Here is a 17,689-nt window from a genome sequence, read left to right as displayed (position 1 = left end):
ATCTAAACAATCACATGTCTAACTTTATTGTCGGTCTTACTGGCGGCATCGGCAGCGGCAAAACCACTGTTGCTAATTTATTTGCTGATTTAGGCATCACCTTAGTTGATGCCGACATTGTCGCCAGACAAGTAGTAGAGCCAAACTCAAGCGGTTTACAACAGATTATCCAACATTTCGGTGCGGATATATGTCTGGCCGATGGTTCGTTAAATCGCAGCAAGCTGAGAGATATTATTTTTAACCAACCAGAACAGCGCAACTGGTTAAATAACTTATTACATCCAATGATCCGTAATGCTATGTTACAGCAGGTAAAAAATGCTGTATCTGACTATGTCATTTTGGTTGTTCCCTTGCTATTTGAGAATGGGTTAGATAAGTTAGTCAATACAACTTTAGTAGTGGACATTTCACCTGAGTTGCAAATTTCAAGGACGAGTAAACGTGATAACGTGGCTTCAACGCAAGTTGAACAAATTATTCAAAGCCAAATATCACGTCAACAACGATTATCTAAAGCCGATGATATTGTTGATAATCAAGGAGAGTTAAACGTGCTACGGGACAAAGTAGCTTTGTTACATCACAAATATTTGAAATTGGCGAAAACAATTAACTCCGATGACTGAACTAATATACGAACAACCACTAAATGAAAAAATTCGTAGTTATTTACGGTTAGAATATCTGTCGACACAAATACAAGCTAATTTGACCCAAGATCATCAACATCGCTGTTTTTATCCGCTATTTTCGCTTTGTGAATTAACCGACCGTTGTGACTATCGTTCCGATGTATTAAAAGATATCGACCGCCATATAATAATGTTGTCAAAGTGGCTCGAATTACCCCATGTTGATAAAGTACAAATTAACGAGTTGATTAACCGTTTAATACAATCAAAAGCGCAGTTACAAACATCAGACCGAATTGGTGTTCACCTTAAAAAAGATAAATTTATTTCTGCATTACGACAGCGTTTTGGAATGCCCGGAGCTTGTTGTAACTTCGATTTGCCCCAATTACACTTTTGGTTAGCTAAACCCTGGAAAGAACGTCAAATTGATCTTCAATGCTGGGTTGATCAATTTCAACCTCTGCTTACCCCAATCAACTTATTGCTTGAACTTATCCGCAGTACTGCCGATTTTTGTCCTACTGAAGCAAAAGCAGGTTTTTATCAAGGTGATAGCGGACAACCACTTGCGCTAATTCGCGTTAAAGTGGACGTATCTCAAGGGTGCTACCCAACAATTAGTGGCCACCGTAACCGTTACGCCATTCACTTTGTTGATTTTGACCAACTTCGCCATACCGACAAAACAATTCAATTCTTACTGGCTACTTGCAGCTAAACCTTTTAAGATCTTGCAGAATCTTACTTCTTCATTATTCAAGTATATAAATTATGCCATTGACAGTTAATTGCCCCATCTGTAAAACCCAAGTTGAATGGGTAGCTGAATCTAAATTTAAACCCTTTTGCAGTGAGCGCTGTAAATTGATCGACCTAGGTGACTGGGCTGATGAAAAACATGTTATTCCCGTTAATGCACCACTAGACCCTGATATGTATGATGACTTAGGTTATGACGAACTGGGATTAAACGAATCCTCTTTCTTTAAAGAAGACTAACTCTACCTAAGCGATATTGGAATACACATTATGCAAAAGCGAATTCATGTGGCCGTAGGTGTCATCATTAACCAAGATAATCATATTCTATTGGCTAAAAGGCACGGACACCTTCACCAAGGCGGTAAATGGGAATTCCCAGGGGGTAAGGTGGAAGTCAGTGAAACAGTCACTGAGGCATTAATTAGAGAGCTAAAAGAAGAAGTAAACTTAGATGTAACCACCTCTATACCCTTCATGGATATTATTCATGATTATCCAGATAAACATGTCAGATTAGATATTCATTTAGTTACTGAGTTTTCAAATCAAGCAAAGGGTTTAGAAGGACAGCAGATACAATGGGTGCCAATCAATCAGCTTCAGCAATTTGATTTTCCAGAAGCGAATCAAGCAATAGTTGATAAAATTTTAGCTGAATTAGCCTAGCTCTATTCTGCAGTAATAGTTTCAATAGCCCAAACAGATTTGTGTGGGCTTTTTTGTATTCATCACTAAAAAAACCTCACTACATTTGATCATTATTTTCACATGGGTATATCGGCTACACAACTGCCATTAACTAATATCATTCCCTAATATCAAAGATTAGCTCAACACAAATCATAGACGTAAAAAGCCCTTTACTTGAGTAACGGGCTTATCACTACTCTTGCGAGTAAATATATATAACGCATGGAAATGACCTACCCTCACATGGGGATATCGGCCACACTATGTTTAATGTAAATTGTATGACTCATGCTCAAAAATAGTTTTTCGTCGTAAACAAAAAGGCCACTCAATTAGAGTGGCCTTGCTGTTTTATTTAGCGCCTGGAAATGACCTACTCTCACATGGGCATATCGGCCACACGACTTTCATGATCAAGAATAGTTCTTCGACACAAAACAAAAAGGCCACTCATTTAGAGTGGCCTTGCTGTTTTATTTAGCGCCTGGAAATGACCTACTCTCAGACGGGCATATCGGCCACACGACTTTCATGCTCAAGAATAGTACTTCGACACAAAACAAAAAAGCCACTCAATTAGAGTGGCCTTGCTGTTTTATTTAGCGCCTGGAAATGACCTACTCTCACATGGGGAGACCCCACACTACCATCGGCGATACTGTGTTTCACTTCTGAGTTCGGAATGGGATCAGGTGGTGCCACAGCTCTATGGTTTCCAGACAAATTCTACTAGGACAATACACTAGATTATTCGTGGTGCTGATACCCAGAATCGAACTGGGGACCTCATCCTTACCAAGGATGCGCTCTACCGACTGAGCCATATCAGCAAAACTTGCTTTATATTATTACTCATCATTATGACAAGTAATTTTAATTGGCGCCTGGAAATGACCTACTCTCACATGGGGAGACCCCACACTACCATCGGCGATACTGTGTTTCACTTCTGAGTTCGGAATGGGATCAGGTGGTGCCACAGCTCTATGGTTTCCAGACAAATTTGGTTATCTAACGCTATTTAACTAGCATTAAATAATAATTCGGAAAGCTGATTGCTTTATCTGAGTTTGAGTCTCGTCACACTATTTAAGCGTCCCATTCTAATACTAAGTCGTATCAGTAAAACCCATCTGGGTTGTATGGTTAAGCCTCACGGGTCATTAGTACAAGTTAGCTCAACGCCTCACAACGCTTACACACCTTGCCTATCAACGTAGTAGTCTCCTACGGCCCTTTAGAGAGCTTAAAGCTCTAGGGATGACTCATCTTGGGGCTCGCTTCCCGCTTAGATGCTTTCAGCGGTTATCGATTCCGAACGTAGCTACCGGGCAATGCCATTGGCATGACAACCCGAACACCAGCGGTTCGTCCACTCCGGTCCTCTCGTACTAGGAGCAGCTCCCCTCAATCATCCAACGCCCACGGCAGATAGGGACCGAACTGTCTCACGACGTTCTGAACCCAGCTCGCGTACCACTTTAAATGGCGAACAGCCATACCCTTGGGACCGACTTCAGCCCCAGGATGTGATGAGCCGACATCGAGGTGCCAAACACCGCCGTCGATATGAACTCTTGGGCGGTATCAGCCTGTTATCCCCGGAGTACCTTTTATCCGTTGAGCGATGGCCCTTCCATTCAGAACCACCGGATCACTATGACCTACTTTCGTACCTGCTCGACGTGTATGTCTCGCAGTTAAGCTGGCTTATGCCATTGCACTAACCGTACGATGTCCGACCGTACTTAGCCAACCTTCGTGCTCCTCCGTTACTCTTTGGGAGGAGACCGCCCCAGTCAAACTACCCACCAGGCACTGTCCTCAACCCCGATAAGGGGCCAGAGTTAGAACATCAAAACTACAAGGGTGGTATTTCAAGATTGACTCCACTCCATCTAGCGACGAAGCTTCAAAGTCTCCCACCTATCCTACACATGTAGGTTCAATGTTCAGTGCCAAGCTATAGTAAAGGTTCACGGGGTCTTTCCGTCTAGCCGCGGGTATACGGCATCTTCACCGCAATTTCAACTTCACTGAGTCTCGGCTGGAGACAGCGTGGCCATCATTACGCCATTCGTGCAGGTCGGAACTTACCCGACAAGGAATTTCGCTACCTTAGGACCGTTATAGTTACGGCCGCCGTTTACCGGGGCTTCGATCATGAGCTTCTCTTGCGATAACCCAATCAATTAACCTTCCGGCACCGGGCAGGCGTCACACCGTATACGTCATCTTGCGATTTTGCACAGTGCTGTGTTTTTGATAAACAGTTGCAGCCACCTGGTATCTGCGACTGCCGTCAGCTTAGGGAGCAAGTCCCATCACCAACAGCAGCGTACCTTCTCCCGAAGTTACGGTACCATTTTGCCTAGTTCCTTCAGCCGAGTTCTCTCAAGCGCCTTGGTATTCTCTACCCGACCACCTGTGTCGGTTTGGGGTACGATCCCTACTAACCTGAAGCTTAGAAGATTTTCCTGGAAGCATGGCATCAACTACTTCATCACCTTAGTGACTCGTCATCAGCTCTCAACGTGTACATTTAAGTACGTGTTCCCGGATTTGCCTAAGAACACCGCCTACTACCTTAAACGCGGACTACCAACGCCGCGCTAGCCTAGCCTTCTCCGTCTCTCCATCGCAGTTAGCAGAGGTACAGAAATATTAATCTGTTTTCCATCGATTACGCCTTTCGGCCTCACCTTAGGGGTCGACTCACCCTGCCCCGATTAACGTTGGACAGGAACCCTTGGTCTTTCGGCGAGGGAGTTTTTCACTCCCTTTATCGTTACTCATGTCAGCATTCGCACTTCTGATACGTCCAGTGTGGGTTACCCCTTCACCTTCAACCGCTTACAGAACGCTCCTCTACCGCTTGCAGTAAACTGCAAACCCGTAGCTTCGGTGGTATGTTTAGCCCCGTTAAATCTTCCGCGCAGGCCGACTCGACTAGTGAGCTATTACGCTTTCTTTAAATGATGGCTGCTTCTAAGCCAACATCCTAGCTGTCTAAGCCTTCCCACATCGTTTCCCACTTAACATACACTTTGGGACCTTAGCTGACGGTCTGGGTTGTTTCCCTTTTGACAACGGACGTTAGCACCCGCTGTCTGTCTCCCGAGTAGTACTCATTGGTATTCGGAGTTTGCAAAGGGTTGGTAAGTCGGGATGACCCCCTAGCCTTAACAGTGCTCTACCCCCAATGGTATTCGCTCGAGGCGCTACCTAAATAGCTTTCGAGGAGAACCAGATATCTCCGAGTTTGATTGGCCTTTCACCCCCAGCCACAAGTCATCCGCTCATTTTTCAACATAAGTCGGTTCGGTCCTCCAGTTGATGTTACTCAACCTTCAACCTGCCCATGGCTAGATCACTCGGTTTCGGGTCTACGCCTTGCAACTAAACGCGCAGTTAACACTCGGTTTCCCTACGGCTCCGCTATTCGCTTAACCTCGCTACAAAACGTAAGTCGCTGACCCATTATACAAAAGGTACGCAGTCACGGTCTCAAGAACCGCTCCCACTGCTTGTACGTATACGGTTTCAGGTTCTATTTCACTCCCCTCACAGGGGTTCTTTTCGCCTTTCCCTCACGGTACTGGTTCACTATCGGTCAGTCAGGAGTATTTAGCCTTGGAGGATGGTCCCCCCATATTCAAACAGGATGTCACGTGTCCCGCCTTACTCGTTTTCATCTATGGTTAGTTTTCATGTACGGGGCTATCACCCTGTGCCGCTGAGCTTTCCAACTCATTCCACTAACACCCCATAGACTTAAGGGCTAATCCCCGTTCGCTCGCCGCTACTAGGGGAATCTCGGTTGATTTCTTTTCCTCTGGGTACTTAGATGTTTCAGTTCCCCAGGTTCGCCTCATACAGCTATGTATTCACTGTATGATGACCACTTATGTGGCCGGGTTTCCCCATTCGGATATCGTTAGCTCAAATGCTTATTACTAGCTCGCCAACGCTTTTCGCAAGTTATTACGTCCTTCATCGCCTCTGACTGCCAAGGCATCCACCGTATACGCTTAGTCACTTAACCATACAACCCAAATGAGTTTCACAACCCTTGTAAACAAGAGAATGAACTAATTAGACTGTATCGCAACTAGCTGGTTTTTACTTGTCTCACTCCCGACCAGGAAGTGTGACTCGCCTTAGTTTTTAGAATATTCAAGACACTTAAACAGTGTTTTGAGAACTCAAGATACTGATGCTTTCGCATCAATATTATTTTCGCACTAACGTAATCACACAAACGACAACGAATCATCATTTATGCGCCTTTAGTTAGTACTATCAGCTTTCCAAATTGTTAAAGAGCGGGCTTAAAAAAGCCAAAGATAAAATTTCGTTTATCTTTGGCATCTCGGACCAATATGTATGTTTCTCATCAAAGAGAATGGTGGAGCTATGCGGGATCGAACCGCAGACCTCCTGCGTGCAAGGCAGGCGCTCTCCCAGCTGAGCTATAACCCCTTTACATACAGTGAGAATTTACGTTTACCTTCTAAGAAGGTCAGCCAATTTATTTGGCTTGCCAATTCGAATTTATCCAAGGCAATTTATTGCGACGTTTAGTTCACTAAACGAGCGGTAAATTAACACAGGAGAAATGAAGAATTGGTGGGTCAGAGTGGACTTGAACCACCGACCTCACCCTTATCAGGGGTGCGCTCTAACCAGCTGAGCTACAGACCCAACGTAATTTCTCTTTCTTTCTATCAAGTAATCTGTGTGAACACTCACATGCATCTCTGCACTTTAGGTATTGAGTTAGTCGTATAGGTAAGGAGGTGATCCAGCCCCAGGTTCCCCTAGGGCTACCTTGTTACGACTTCACCCCAGTCATGAACCACAAAGTGGTGAGCGTTCTCCCGAAGGTTAAACTACCCACTTCTTTTGCAGCCCACTCCCATGGTGTGACGGGCGGTGTGTACAAGGCCCGGGAACGTATTCACCGTGACATTCTGATTCACGATTACTAGCGATTCCGACTTCATGGAGTCGAGTTGCAGACTCCAATCCGGACTACGACGTACTTTGTGAGATTAGCTCCACCTCGCGGCTTTGCAACCCTCTGTATACGCCATTGTAGCACGTGTGTAGCCCTACTCGTAAGGGCCATGATGACTTGACGTCGTCCCCACCTTCCTCCGGTTTATCACCGGCAGTCTCCCTAAAGTTCCCGACATAACTCGCTGGCAAATAAGGATAGGGGTTGCGCTCGTTGCGGGACTTAACCCAACATTTCACAACACGAGCTGACGACAGCCATGCAGCACCTGTCTCAGAGTTCCCGAAGGCACTAAGCTATCTCTAGCGAATTCTCTGGATGTCAAGAGTAGGTAAGGTTCTTCGCGTTGCATCGAATTAAACCACATGCTCCACCGCTTGTGCGGGCCCCCGTCAATTCATTTGAGTTTTAACCTTGCGGCCGTACTCCCCAGGCGGTCTACTTAATGCGTTAGCTTGGGAGCCCAGTGACTAAGTCACCAAACTCCGAGTAGACATCGTTTACGGCGTGGACTACCAGGGTATCTAATCCTGTTTGCTCCCCACGCTTTCGTGCATGAGCGTCAGTCTTTGTCCAGGAGGCCGCCTTCGCCACCGGTATTCCTTCAGATATCTACGCATTTCACCGCTACACCTGAAATTCTACCTCCCTCTACAAGACTCTAGTTCCCCAGTTCCAAATGCAATTCCTAGGTTGAGCCCAGGGCTTTCACATCTGGCTTAAAAAACCGCCTGCGCACGCTTTACGCCCAGTAATTCCGATTAACGCTCGGACCCTCCGTATTACCGCGGCTGCTGGCACGGAGTTAGCCGGTCCTTCTTCTGTAGGTAACGTCACAGCAATAGTTTATTAAACTACTGCCTTTCCTCCCTACTGAAAGTGCTTTACAACCCGAAGGCCTTCTTCACACACGCGGCATGGCTGCATCAGGCTTTCGCCCATTGTGCAATATTCCCCACTGCTGCCTCCCGTAGGAGTCTGGGCCGTGTCTCAGTCCCAGTGTGGCTGATCATCCTCTCAGAACAGCTAGGGATCGTCGCCTTGGTGAGCCATTACCTCACCAACTAGCTAATCCCACCTAGGTTCATCCAATCGCGAAAGGCCCGAAGGTCCCCTCCTTTCCCCCGTAGGGCGTATGCGGTATTAGCAGTCGTTTCCAACTGTTATCCCCCTCGACTGGGCAGATCCCTAGGCATTACTCACCCGTCCGCCGCTCGCCGGCAAAGATAGCAAGCTATCTTCCCGCTGCCGCTCGACTTGCATGTGTTAGGCCTGCCGCCAGCGTTCAATCTGAGCCATGATCAAACTCTTCAATTAAAGTTTTTTTGAATCTTGCGATTCGGCTCAATGAATTCTGATTGCTTTATCAACCAAAGTTAACAAAGTCTTTTTGTACATATTGCTATGAACATTCATCGTTGCATTGAGTTTAAATTTTTTGATTGCTCTTCCTAAGAATAAGCAATTTCGAATAACTCAATACCTGTGAATGTCCACACAGATTACTTGATAAATTGTTAAAGAGCGTTGATGTTGATTTTTCAAACATCGCCGTAAGACGCTAGGTCGTTGGCTTGGGCTGCGTATTCTACAGACCCTGTTGTCAGCGTCAAGTGTTTTTTCAAACTTTCTTTTCGCTGTTGATTTGATGATGAAACCGAAGTTTTACCCTTTCAAATCAACCTGACTTCCTAAGTGATTAACTTCAGATGCCACTTTGCTTTCGCGCTGTGCCGTGTCAGTGGTTGCGCATTATAGGGAGATTCTGAGGCAGTGCAAGGGCTTTTGTGTAAAAAGATCGGTTTTTTACGATCTTTTTGATAGTTACCCACTTACATACATGTTTTGCACCATTTACCCCCAAAGTTATCCACAATAGCTGATTTATAAGCTTAGACTCTTGCCAATCAGATATAAAAAAAGCAGCTATATAAGCTGCTTTTTATAATCACTATGCTGGTTTAGCTAAGCTAACTGGTTTATTAACTTAATTTGCCATGGCATTGTTTAAATTTCTGACCTGATCCGCAGGGACATGGATCATTACGTCCCACTTTCTCACCATCGCGTATAACCGTCTTAGGTTTTTCCGCTGTAGCTGTCGTTTCACCTTCGTCCAATGCTTGTGCCGTTGCATGTTGGTAATCACGTTTAATCTTAGCTTCTTCATCGCGACGGCGTTGTTCCATGTCATCTACATCAGATTGTGCTTGTACTTGCACTTTCGATAATACACTGATGACATCGTGCTTTAATGTTTCAAGCATCTGTTGAAACAACTCAAATGATTCACGCTTATATTCTTGCTTAGGATTTTTTTGTGCATACCCACGTAAATGGATACCTTGACGTAGATGATCCATCGCAGCCAAATGCTCTTTCCATAAACCATCTAAGGTTTGTAGCATTACAGCTTTTTCAAATTGACGTAATACTTGCGGGCCAACCATCTGCTCTTTAGCTTTAAAGGCTTCAGTCCATGATGTCACAATACGCTCACGTAATGTCTCTTCATGTAGATCGTCTTCTTTATCTAACCATTCTTGTATCGGAAGCTTTAAGGCGAACTCATTATGTAAACGTTGCTCTAAGCCTGGTACGTCCCATAACTCTTCTAAAGAATTCTGTGGAATATAAGTATCAATAACGCCAGAAACAACATCTTGTTCGATATTCTTGATGGTGTCTTCAATGCTTTCAGCATCCATTAACTCATTACGTTGCGAATAAACAACTTGGCGTTGATCATTTGCCACGTCATCATATTCAAGCAATTGCTTACGAATATCGAAGTTACGCGCTTCTACTTTGCGCTGTGCATTTTCGATGGCACGAGATACCCATGGATGTTCGATAGCTTCGCCTTCTTCCATACCCAGCTTTTTCATCATGCCTGAAACACGATCTGAAGCGAAGATACGCATTAAGCTATCTTCCATCGATAGGTAGAAGCGTGAAGAACCCGCATCACCTTGACGACCAGCACGACCACGTAGCTGATTATCGATACGACGCGATTCATGACGCTCGGTACCAAGAATGTGTAAACCGCCAGCCGCAAGCACTTCATCATGGCGTATTTGCCAATCTGCTTTAATTTTAGCTTTCTGTTCTGCTGTTGGATTATCTAAGGCTTCTATCTCCATGTTCCAGTTGCCGCCTAATACGATATCCGTACCACGGCCAGCCATGTTTGTTGCAATAGTTACTGCGCCTAAACTACCGGCTTGGGCAACAATTTCAGCTTCTTTTTCATGGAACTTAGCATTTAGCACACTGTGTGGAATTTTGGCTTTTTTCAATAATGTATTAAGCAGCTCTGATTGCTCAATAGAAACGGTACCCACTAGCACTGGCTGTCCGCGTTCACGGCAACCTTTAATATCAGCAACAATAGCATCGTACTTTTCTGCAGCTGTTAGATAAACTAAATCGGCCATGTCGTTACGAACCATTGGACGGTTAGTCGGTACTACAACGGTATCTAGGCCATAAATATGCTGAAACTCGAATGCTTCAGTGTCGGCAGTACCCGTCATACCGGCTAATTTATCATACTGACGGAAGTAGTTTTGAAAGGTAATTGACGCCAATGTTTGGTTTTCATTTTGAATATGAACCCCTTCTTTAGCTTCAACCGCTTGATGCAAACCTTCTGACCAACGACGTCCTGGCATTGTACGGCCAGTATGTTCATCTACAATAACAACATCATCGTCTTGGATAATATAATCAACATCGCGTTCAAATAAAGTATGTGCACGAAGTGCTGCATACACGTGATGCAGTAATGAAATATTTGCGGCTGAATAAAGTGAATCACCTTCAGCTAACATGCCTTGTTCAGTTAACAGTAGTTCAACTTTCTCTTGACCACGTTCTGTTAAATGAACTTGTTTACCTTTTTCATCGATTGTGAAGTCACCTTCACCGATATAGTCTTCGGTATCTTCTTTATCTTGACGTACAAGACTAGGAATTAACTTATTCACTTTAATGTACAGATCTGAGCTGTTTTCAGCTGCACCTGAAATGATCAGTGGCGTACGCGCTTCATCAATTAAGATTGAATCGACTTCATCGATCAATGCGTAGTTTAGTGGGCGTTGTACACGCTCTTGTGGAGAAAAGGCCATATTGTCGCGAAGATAATCGAAACCAAATTCGTTATTGGTGCCATAAGTTATATCTGCGTTATACGCCTGTTTCTTTTCTATTTGACCAATACCAGCAACGTTAACGCCAACCGTTAAGCCTAAAAACTCAAATAACGGACGATTGAATTCAGCATCACGACGGGCTAAGTAATCATTCACAGTAATAACGTGAACACCTTTGCCACTGAGACCATTCAAATATGCAGGTAATGTTGCGGTTAATGTTTTACCTTCACCGGTACGCATTTCAGCAATACGATTGCTGTCTAAAACCATACCGCCAAGTAATTGGACATCAAAAGGACGCATGTTAAACACACGTTTTGACGCTTCACGCACAACGGCAAATGCTTCTGCCATCAGACTTTCTAAGCTTTCACCTGAATCTAGACGCTGGCGAAACTCTGCGGTTTTTGCTTTTAGTTCTTCATCGGAGAGTTTTTCATAATCTGCTTCCAATGCGTTAATTTTAGTGACCACTTTACCCAAGTTCTTTAGGGTACGATCGTTTTTGCTTCCAAATACTTTTGTCAGTAATTTACCTAACATCTTAGTCACTTATCTCTTGTAGGTTTGGCTCTTCAGAGCGGATTAACCGTTAATATGATCAACTTGCTTTGCGATAGACATACTTTTGTGGATCTATTTGTTGTCCACCGCGAAGCACTTCGTAATGCACATGAGGGCCGGTTGAACGGCCTGTGCTTCCCATACTGGCGATTGTATCGCCTTTGGCAACGACGTCACCTACGTTTACTGACAGAGATTTATTGTGTCCATAGCGAGTTCGAAGACCATTACCATGATCTATTTCGATAAGCTCACCATATCCAAACATACTTCCTGACCACGTTATTACACCTGCTGCAGTTGCAACAACGTCGGCCCCTTCTCGCCCAGCAAAATCAATACCTTTATGCATTGTTCTACGGCCATTAAAAGGGTCATTGCGTAAACCATAGGGCGAAGATAACCAACCTTTATCGATTGGCCGCCCTGATATATAACGCTCTTCATCTATATGGAGATTTGTTGACACTGTTTCAAGTAGTGACAACTGAAGATTATTACTATCAATTCTTGATGCCAGCGTATTCATATCATTAATAAGCTGACTTAATTCGATTCCTGTCCCTAATTCACTGTAACCGCCGATACCAACTTCTACATGGAAATCGAATTGATCGTCGAGTAAATTATTTTGGGCGACTTGCTGGCCTAATGCCTCAAGTCGGGTAATTTTGGCCTGCATTTTAGCAACATGAGTTACTAACGTAGACAGTTGAATTTCGGTTGCGTGTTTGAGCTCAATAACTTGCTGTTTTTGTTGCTCACGCAATTGTTGGTTTTCGTCCACTTTAGCTTGTTGATTAGCAAAGCGATCGGTACTGTATTGATAAATAGCAGTTCCGGTGACCATTATCATGATAGGTAGAAGAAACCATCGCTTACTGGGTTGCCAGCGCGTGACCCCATTTCGACCTTGAACAAATACTGTTACACTCATAGCCTAACTCAGCCATCTTATTATCATATGAAAAAGCCCCCTCAAGACCTCAGCAATTTATTACATTTGTCAGGAAAACTTCCTGAACTCGCTGAGAAAGCAGAACTATTAAATAATCTGAATAATTATTTAAAACAGATTATCGATGGTCCTGCGGCAGAGCAGCTAAAAGTAGCCAATCTCCGCCAGGGTGTTCTTGTTGTTGAAACGTCATCCGCTGCCTGGGCCGCGAGAATTAATTTTCAAAAGCCTAAACTACTACGACAACTTCAGGCTGAAACATTACCCATGCTCACTGCTATTGAGGTTAAAGTCAACCCAGGATTAGCAATAGGAAATGTAAACTCCCAGGTGAATCACACTTATATCAGTAATGAAGCTGCGCAACACATCACTGCATTGGCTGATCATGTTGAAGGATCACTGGGTGAAAAACTAAAACGGCTGGCTGCATTGGCCAGCCGTAATAGGCGATAAAACGATTAAGCTAGTGCCGCTGAACCTGGCACAATGAAGCTGACAGGCACATCGGCTTCTTTGTCAAAGCTGACTAATTCCCATGCATCCTGCTGGGCAAGTAGCGCTCTAACGAGTTGATTATTTAATGCATGACCTGTTTTGTATGCTTTAAATTCACCGACAATGGCATGACCTGCTACATACAAATCACCAAAAGCGTCGAGAATTTTATGCTTAACGAACTCGTCTTCATAACGCAGACCATCAGGGTTGAGGACGCGGTATTCGTCAAGCACTACAGCATTTTCCATGCTGCCACCTAAAGCTAGGTTATTCGCACGCAAATATTCAATGTCACGCATAAAGCCGAAGGTTCTAGCACGGCTGATATCTTTTACAAAAGCGGATGTAGAAAAGTCCATTACCATATGTTGTTGGCTTCGAGCAATTTCTGGATGAGTAAAGTCAATTTTAAAATCAACTCTAAACCCTTTAAAAGGTCTTAACTCAGCCCATTTATCACCGTCTTCCACTCGAATAGGTTTGGTAATTTTTAGGTATTTTTTCGGTGCCGCTTGTTCTTTAATGCCTGCGCTTTGCAGCAAAAATACAAACGGACTGGCACTGCCATCCATAATTGGGATTTCAGGGGCATCAACTTCGATAATAGCATTATCAATGCCTAAACCAGCAAGTGCTGCAAATAGATGTTCAATTGTAGATATACGAACACCAGTATCATTTACAAGCGCTGTACACATTGTCGTTTCACGCACTAATTCAGCCTTAGCAGGTATAGACACTGGAGGCGTAAGATCGGTACGTGTTAGTACAATCCCTGTATTTACTGGTGCGGGCATAATGCACAGAGTGACCTTGTTGCCAGAATGTAATCCGACACCAGTACTCTTCACCATTTTTTGAACAGTTCTTTGAAAAATCATTCATTTACCCGTAAATAACAATAAAAACAAAAGCTTAAAATAAATACCTAAAGCTATCATGTATAGCTGGTACGACATGCTACCATATCTTGCGCAATTCACAAAAAAAATGCAAATGACCCCAGAACAACGTCATTTCGTTATCAACTACGTAATCATCACACCTTTATTAATATTAATATTGTAAACAATATTAATATCAGCCTATCAAAACCGCTTTTAAACGGGTTGATAGTTATGCTAGTTAATCAGCTTGCTTACGTAAAAATGCTGGAATATCTAAATAATCTGCATCTGCACGTGGAGCTGGAACTGATTGTGGTACAGCATTACTCTTCGGCGAAGAATATGTTTGCGCAACAATAGGTTCGTCAACTGGCTCTGGGCGTGGCTCAATAACTACTGGCTCTGGGCGTGGTGCTGTTTTTTGCACTAACTGAATATCAGGCTTCTTTTCAATGCCAATACCCGTAGCAACTACCGTTACACGTAGCTCATCACTCATTTCAGGATCAATCACCGCACCGACTACTACTGTAGCATTTTCAGATGCATAGGCTTTAACGTGGTTACCCACTGTTTCTAGCTCTTCAATTGTGATGTCCATACCAGCAGTAATGTTAACTAATACGCCACGGGCGCCAGCTAGATCAATATCTTCTAATAATGGACTTGCAACCGCTGCTTCTGCTGCTTCTTCTGCGCGGTCATCACCAGTAGCGACACCCGTACCCATCATGGCATTACCCATTTCAGACATAACGGTTTTCACGTCGGCGAAATCCACGTTAATTAAACCTGGACGAGTAATTAGTTCAGCAATACCCTGCACCGCACCAAGTAGCACGTTATTAGCTGCTGCGAATGCATCGAGTAATGATGTACCACGACCAAGCACTTTAAGTAGCTTTTCATTTGGAATGGTAATTAGTGAATCCACATGTTTAGCTAACTCAGCGATCCCTATCTCAGCGTATGCCATACGCTTTTTGCCTTCAAATGGGAACGGCTTAGTCACAACGGCAACCGTTAAGATGCCTTCTTCGCGTGCGATTTCAGCAACGACTGGTGCAGCACCGGTACCGGTACCTCCGCCCATGCCCGCTGCGATAAAGATCATGTCAGATCCTTTAATTGCCGCACGAATATTTTCACGATCTTCTTCTGCCGCTTGACGGCCTACGTCTGGGTTTGCCCCAGCACCTAGACCTTTTGTAACATCACGTCCAAGTTGGATAGTTGAACCCGCACTTGATTTACGTAATGCCTGTGCATCTGTGTTTGTTACGATAAACTCAACACCTTCAATGCTGTGCTTTACCATATGTTCGACAGCGTTTCCGCCACCACCACCGACACCGATGACTTTAATCACCGCTTCGTCTGAATGTGAATCCATGATCTCAAACATTGTCTGATCCCGTTTGTCTGCGTTATTTAAAATTCACCCTTAAACCAGCTTTTTACCCGATTTAAAAAGCTAGTTACCCCTTGGCGTTCAGGACGTTCGAACTGACGTTCGATAAGCCTTCTTGCCCCATAGTGAAGCAACCCTATCCCTGTTGAGTAAATTGGTTGGTCCACGTATTCATATAATCCTTTAACAGGCAATGGCGATGCAACTCGCACTGGCATACCGAATGTCGCTTCGGCAATGTCTACCACGCCTGTTATGGAAGATGTTCCACCTGTTAGTACTATACCTGCGGCAATTTGATCTTCTAAGCCGCTATCTTGTAATTGCTTAAGTACTAACTCAAATAATTCTTGGTACCTTGGCTCAACAACTTCTGCCAGAGTATGACGTGACATGCTGCGCGAAGGTCTCCCACCGACAGATGGCACTTCAATACTGTCTTCACGGCTTACCATTGAGCTTCTTGCGCTGGCAAACTGCACTTTAATTTGTTCGGCGTGGGTTAACGGTGTGCGAAATATTTTAGCAATATCACTGGTTACTTGATTACCTGCTACTGGCACAACCGCGCAATGGCGTAATGCGCCATTGGTATAAACTGCAATATCGGTTGTTCCGCCACCGATATCGACAATACACACACCTAAATCTTTTTCATCATTGGTCAATACAGAGTCTGCCGATGCAATACCTGAGAAAACCAAGTCATCCACTTTTAAACCGCAACGTTCAACACTTTTGGTGATGTTTTTAGCCATGTCATTTGCACATGTCACAATATGAGCTTTCGCTTCCATCCGCATGCCAGACATACCTATTGGGCTTTTTATACCGTCTTGCACGTCAATTGAATATTCTTGTGGCAACACATGCAAAATACGACGCTCGGTGGGAATTTTAACCGAACGTGCGGTATGAATGACGTTGTCGACATCTTCTTGGGTCACTTCTTCGTCGTTAATCGACACCATGCCGTTTTCATTCTGACACGCGATATGTTTACCTGAAATACTTAAATAAACAGAAGACACCTGGCAGTCAGCCATTAATTCAGCTTGATCTAATGCCCTTTGAACACTGCGTACGATTGAGTCGAGATCATTCACACCGCCTTTGTCCATGCCACGAGAAGGATGATTACCTAAACCAATAACACTAATTTCGCCATCCGGCAGTACTTCACCTATTATGACAGCGACCTTTGATGTTCCGATATCTAACCCTACGATAAGGTTTCTTTCCTGATTTTTGGTCATTTATTCTCAGTTCTCTTATTGGTCTCATCCCAGCCCACAGCAAAACCTGTGTCATAACGTAAATCAACTCTGGCGACGGGTCTTTCACTTTGCACTAGTGTCGGGTAGACATTAATAAAACGCTGTATTCGAGACATTTTATCCTCACGCCCTAGCTCTATTTGTATGCCATTAGCCAATTCAGCTTGCCATGCATGACGTGGGCTTAATCGCAGACTGGCTAATTTAAATCCATTAATCTGAAGTAAGTCATCTAATTGCCTAAAGCTTATAAGTACTTCTTCAGCCATATCATCAGGACCTGACAACTTAGGTAAATCAACTAGGTCCAATTCCGCCAAAGCATTAAACACTTCACCGTTAACATTTAGCCAAGCATCACCGTTCCAGTGCGCCACGGCTTGTTGCTCTTGCAAATTAACCTTAAATTTTGCAGGCCACTCGCGCCTAACAGACGCATGATAAACCCACGGTAGGCTTTCTAATGCCCGCTGTATATCTAATACGTCTGCGTTAAAAAAACTACTTTTCATCATTGATTGCAACGCCACCTGGATTTCTTCGTCCGAGGTATAATGGCGCTCGCCTTTAATGGCAATTGCTTCTATCGGAAGGGCATCAGCATCATTAAGTAACTCATGAAGCTTCATGCCACTCCATGTAATTGTTGCCAACACACTGAGCAAAAACATCAAACCAAAATACAAATACCAATTAACGTGTTTTAGTTTTTGTTTTAACTGGCGTCCTTTCTTGCTCCATGACACCGATAATCACTCCCGAAAACTGCTGATACGATCCTGCAACAAACCGGCCATTATATAGTGCTTAATGGC

At 44.0% G+C, this 17,689-nt stretch carries 11 protein-coding genes, 3 tRNA genes and 4 rRNA genes; 5 read left to right on the top strand and 13 right to left on the bottom strand.

Translation table 11 applies throughout. The annotated features are described in order from the left end of the window. Positions 1 to 14: 14 nt before the first annotated feature. The 4 genes from coaE to mutT are packed head-to-tail and all read left to right on the top strand — an operon-like array spanning position 15 to position 2,069. A complete protein-coding gene (gene coaE / locus ACRWQM_RS01290; protein ID WP_434930994.1) occupies positions 15 to 632 on the top strand; it encodes a dephospho-CoA kinase in 618 nt (205 codons plus the stop codon). Beyond that, the gene (gene zapD / locus ACRWQM_RS01285; protein ID WP_434930993.1) at positions 625 to 1,359 is read left to right on the top strand and encodes a cell division protein ZapD; all 735 of its coding nucleotides are present in this window, start codon (positions 625 to 627) and stop codon (positions 1,357 to 1,359) included. Before coaE ends, zapD begins: the two co-directional genes overlap by 8 nt. A 53-nt stretch (positions 1,360 to 1,412) precedes the next feature. Beyond that, positions 1,413 to 1,640: a DNA gyrase inhibitor YacG gene (gene yacG, locus ACRWQM_RS01280; protein WP_434930992.1), complete on the top strand. Its 228-nt coding sequence runs from the start codon at positions 1,413 to 1,415 to the stop codon at positions 1,638 to 1,640. 30 nt (positions 1,641 to 1,670) lie between these two features. Next, a complete protein-coding gene (gene mutT / locus ACRWQM_RS01275; protein ID WP_226412755.1) occupies positions 1,671 to 2,069 on the top strand; it encodes an 8-oxo-dGTP diphosphatase MutT in 399 nt (132 codons plus the stop codon). A 628-nt stretch (positions 2,070 to 2,697) separates the two neighbouring features. Here mutT and rrf (ACRWQM_RS01270) read toward each other — a convergent pair. The 9 genes from rrf (ACRWQM_RS01270) to ACRWQM_RS01230 all read right to left on the bottom strand — a co-directional run bounded on the left by rrf (ACRWQM_RS01270) (position 2,698) and on the right by ACRWQM_RS01230 (position 12,777). Then, positions 2,698 to 2,813 (bottom strand): 5S ribosomal RNA (gene rrf / locus ACRWQM_RS01270). A gap of 34 nt (positions 2,814 to 2,847) precedes the next feature. Next, positions 2,848 to 2,923 (bottom strand) — tRNA-Thr (locus ACRWQM_RS01265). A gap of 52 nt (positions 2,924 to 2,975) precedes the next feature. Further along, positions 2,976 to 3,091 (bottom strand): 5S ribosomal RNA (rrf, locus tag ACRWQM_RS01260). 144 nt (positions 3,092 to 3,235) lie between these two features. Next, a 23S ribosomal RNA gene (locus tag ACRWQM_RS01255) occupies positions 3,236 to 6,138 on the bottom strand. 361 nt (positions 6,139 to 6,499) lie between these two features. Continuing rightward, positions 6,500 to 6,575, bottom strand: a tRNA-Ala gene (locus ACRWQM_RS01250). 145 nt (positions 6,576 to 6,720) lie between these two features. Then, a tRNA-Ile gene (locus tag ACRWQM_RS01245) sits at positions 6,721 to 6,797 on the bottom strand. Between the two features lie 88 nt (positions 6,798 to 6,885). After that, positions 6,886 to 8,430 (bottom strand): 16S ribosomal RNA (locus tag ACRWQM_RS01240). The 16S, 23S and 5S rRNA genes sit together here with 3 tRNA genes alongside, the layout of an rRNA operon. 665 nt (positions 8,431 to 9,095) lie before the next feature. After that, on the bottom strand, positions 9,096 to 11,819 hold the full coding sequence (secA, locus tag ACRWQM_RS01235) for a preprotein translocase subunit SecA (RefSeq protein WP_434931950.1): 2,724 nt from the start codon (positions 11,817 to 11,819) through the stop codon (positions 9,096 to 9,098). A 58-nt stretch (positions 11,820 to 11,877) separates the two neighbouring features. Then, positions 11,878 to 12,777 (bottom strand): M23 family metallopeptidase, encoded by a 900-nt coding sequence (locus tag ACRWQM_RS01230; RefSeq protein WP_434927440.1) that lies wholly within the window; start codon positions 12,775 to 12,777, stop codon positions 11,878 to 11,880. 27 nt (positions 12,778 to 12,804) lie between these two features. Here ACRWQM_RS01230 and ACRWQM_RS01225 point away from each other — a divergent pair, with 27 nt between their 5' ends. Beyond that, positions 12,805 to 13,254, top strand: a complete 450-nt coding sequence (locus ACRWQM_RS01225; protein WP_434927441.1) for a DUF721 domain-containing protein — start codon at positions 12,805 to 12,807, stop codon at positions 13,252 to 13,254. A 5-nt stretch (positions 13,255 to 13,259) separates the two neighbouring features. On the opposite strand, the gene lpxC is transcribed toward ACRWQM_RS01225, so the two are convergent. From lpxC to ACRWQM_RS01205, 4 genes are all read right to left on the bottom strand, one after another. After that, complete coding sequence (gene lpxC, locus ACRWQM_RS01220) at positions 13,260 to 14,180, bottom strand: UDP-3-O-acyl-N-acetylglucosamine deacetylase (protein ID WP_434927442.1); 921 nt, start codon at positions 14,178 to 14,180, stop codon at positions 13,260 to 13,262. Between the two features lie 244 nt (positions 14,181 to 14,424). Then, the gene (gene ftsZ, locus ACRWQM_RS01215; protein ID WP_434927443.1) at positions 14,425 to 15,591 is read right to left on the bottom strand and encodes a cell division protein FtsZ; all 1,167 of its coding nucleotides are present in this window, start codon (positions 15,589 to 15,591) and stop codon (positions 14,425 to 14,427) included. A 26-nt stretch (positions 15,592 to 15,617) separates the two neighbouring features. Then, positions 15,618 to 16,853, bottom strand: a complete 1,236-nt coding sequence (gene ftsA, locus ACRWQM_RS01210) for a cell division protein FtsA (protein WP_226412745.1) — start codon at positions 16,851 to 16,853, stop codon at positions 15,618 to 15,620. After that, complete coding sequence (locus ACRWQM_RS01205) at positions 16,850 to 17,620, bottom strand: cell division protein FtsQ/DivIB (RefSeq protein WP_434927444.1); 771 nt, start codon at positions 17,618 to 17,620, stop codon at positions 16,850 to 16,852. The genes ftsA and ACRWQM_RS01205 overlap by 4 nt, the downstream gene beginning before the upstream one ends. Between the last annotated feature and the right edge of the window lie 69 nt (positions 17,621 to 17,689).

It is taken from the genome of Shewanella sp. HL-SH5 (assembly GCF_051163755.1).
Classification (GTDB): domain Bacteria; phylum Pseudomonadota; class Gammaproteobacteria; order Enterobacterales; family Shewanellaceae; genus Shewanella; species Shewanella glacialimarina.
The sequence above is the reverse complement of the archived record's forward strand: the minus strand, read 5'-3'. Positions and strand labels throughout refer to the sequence as shown.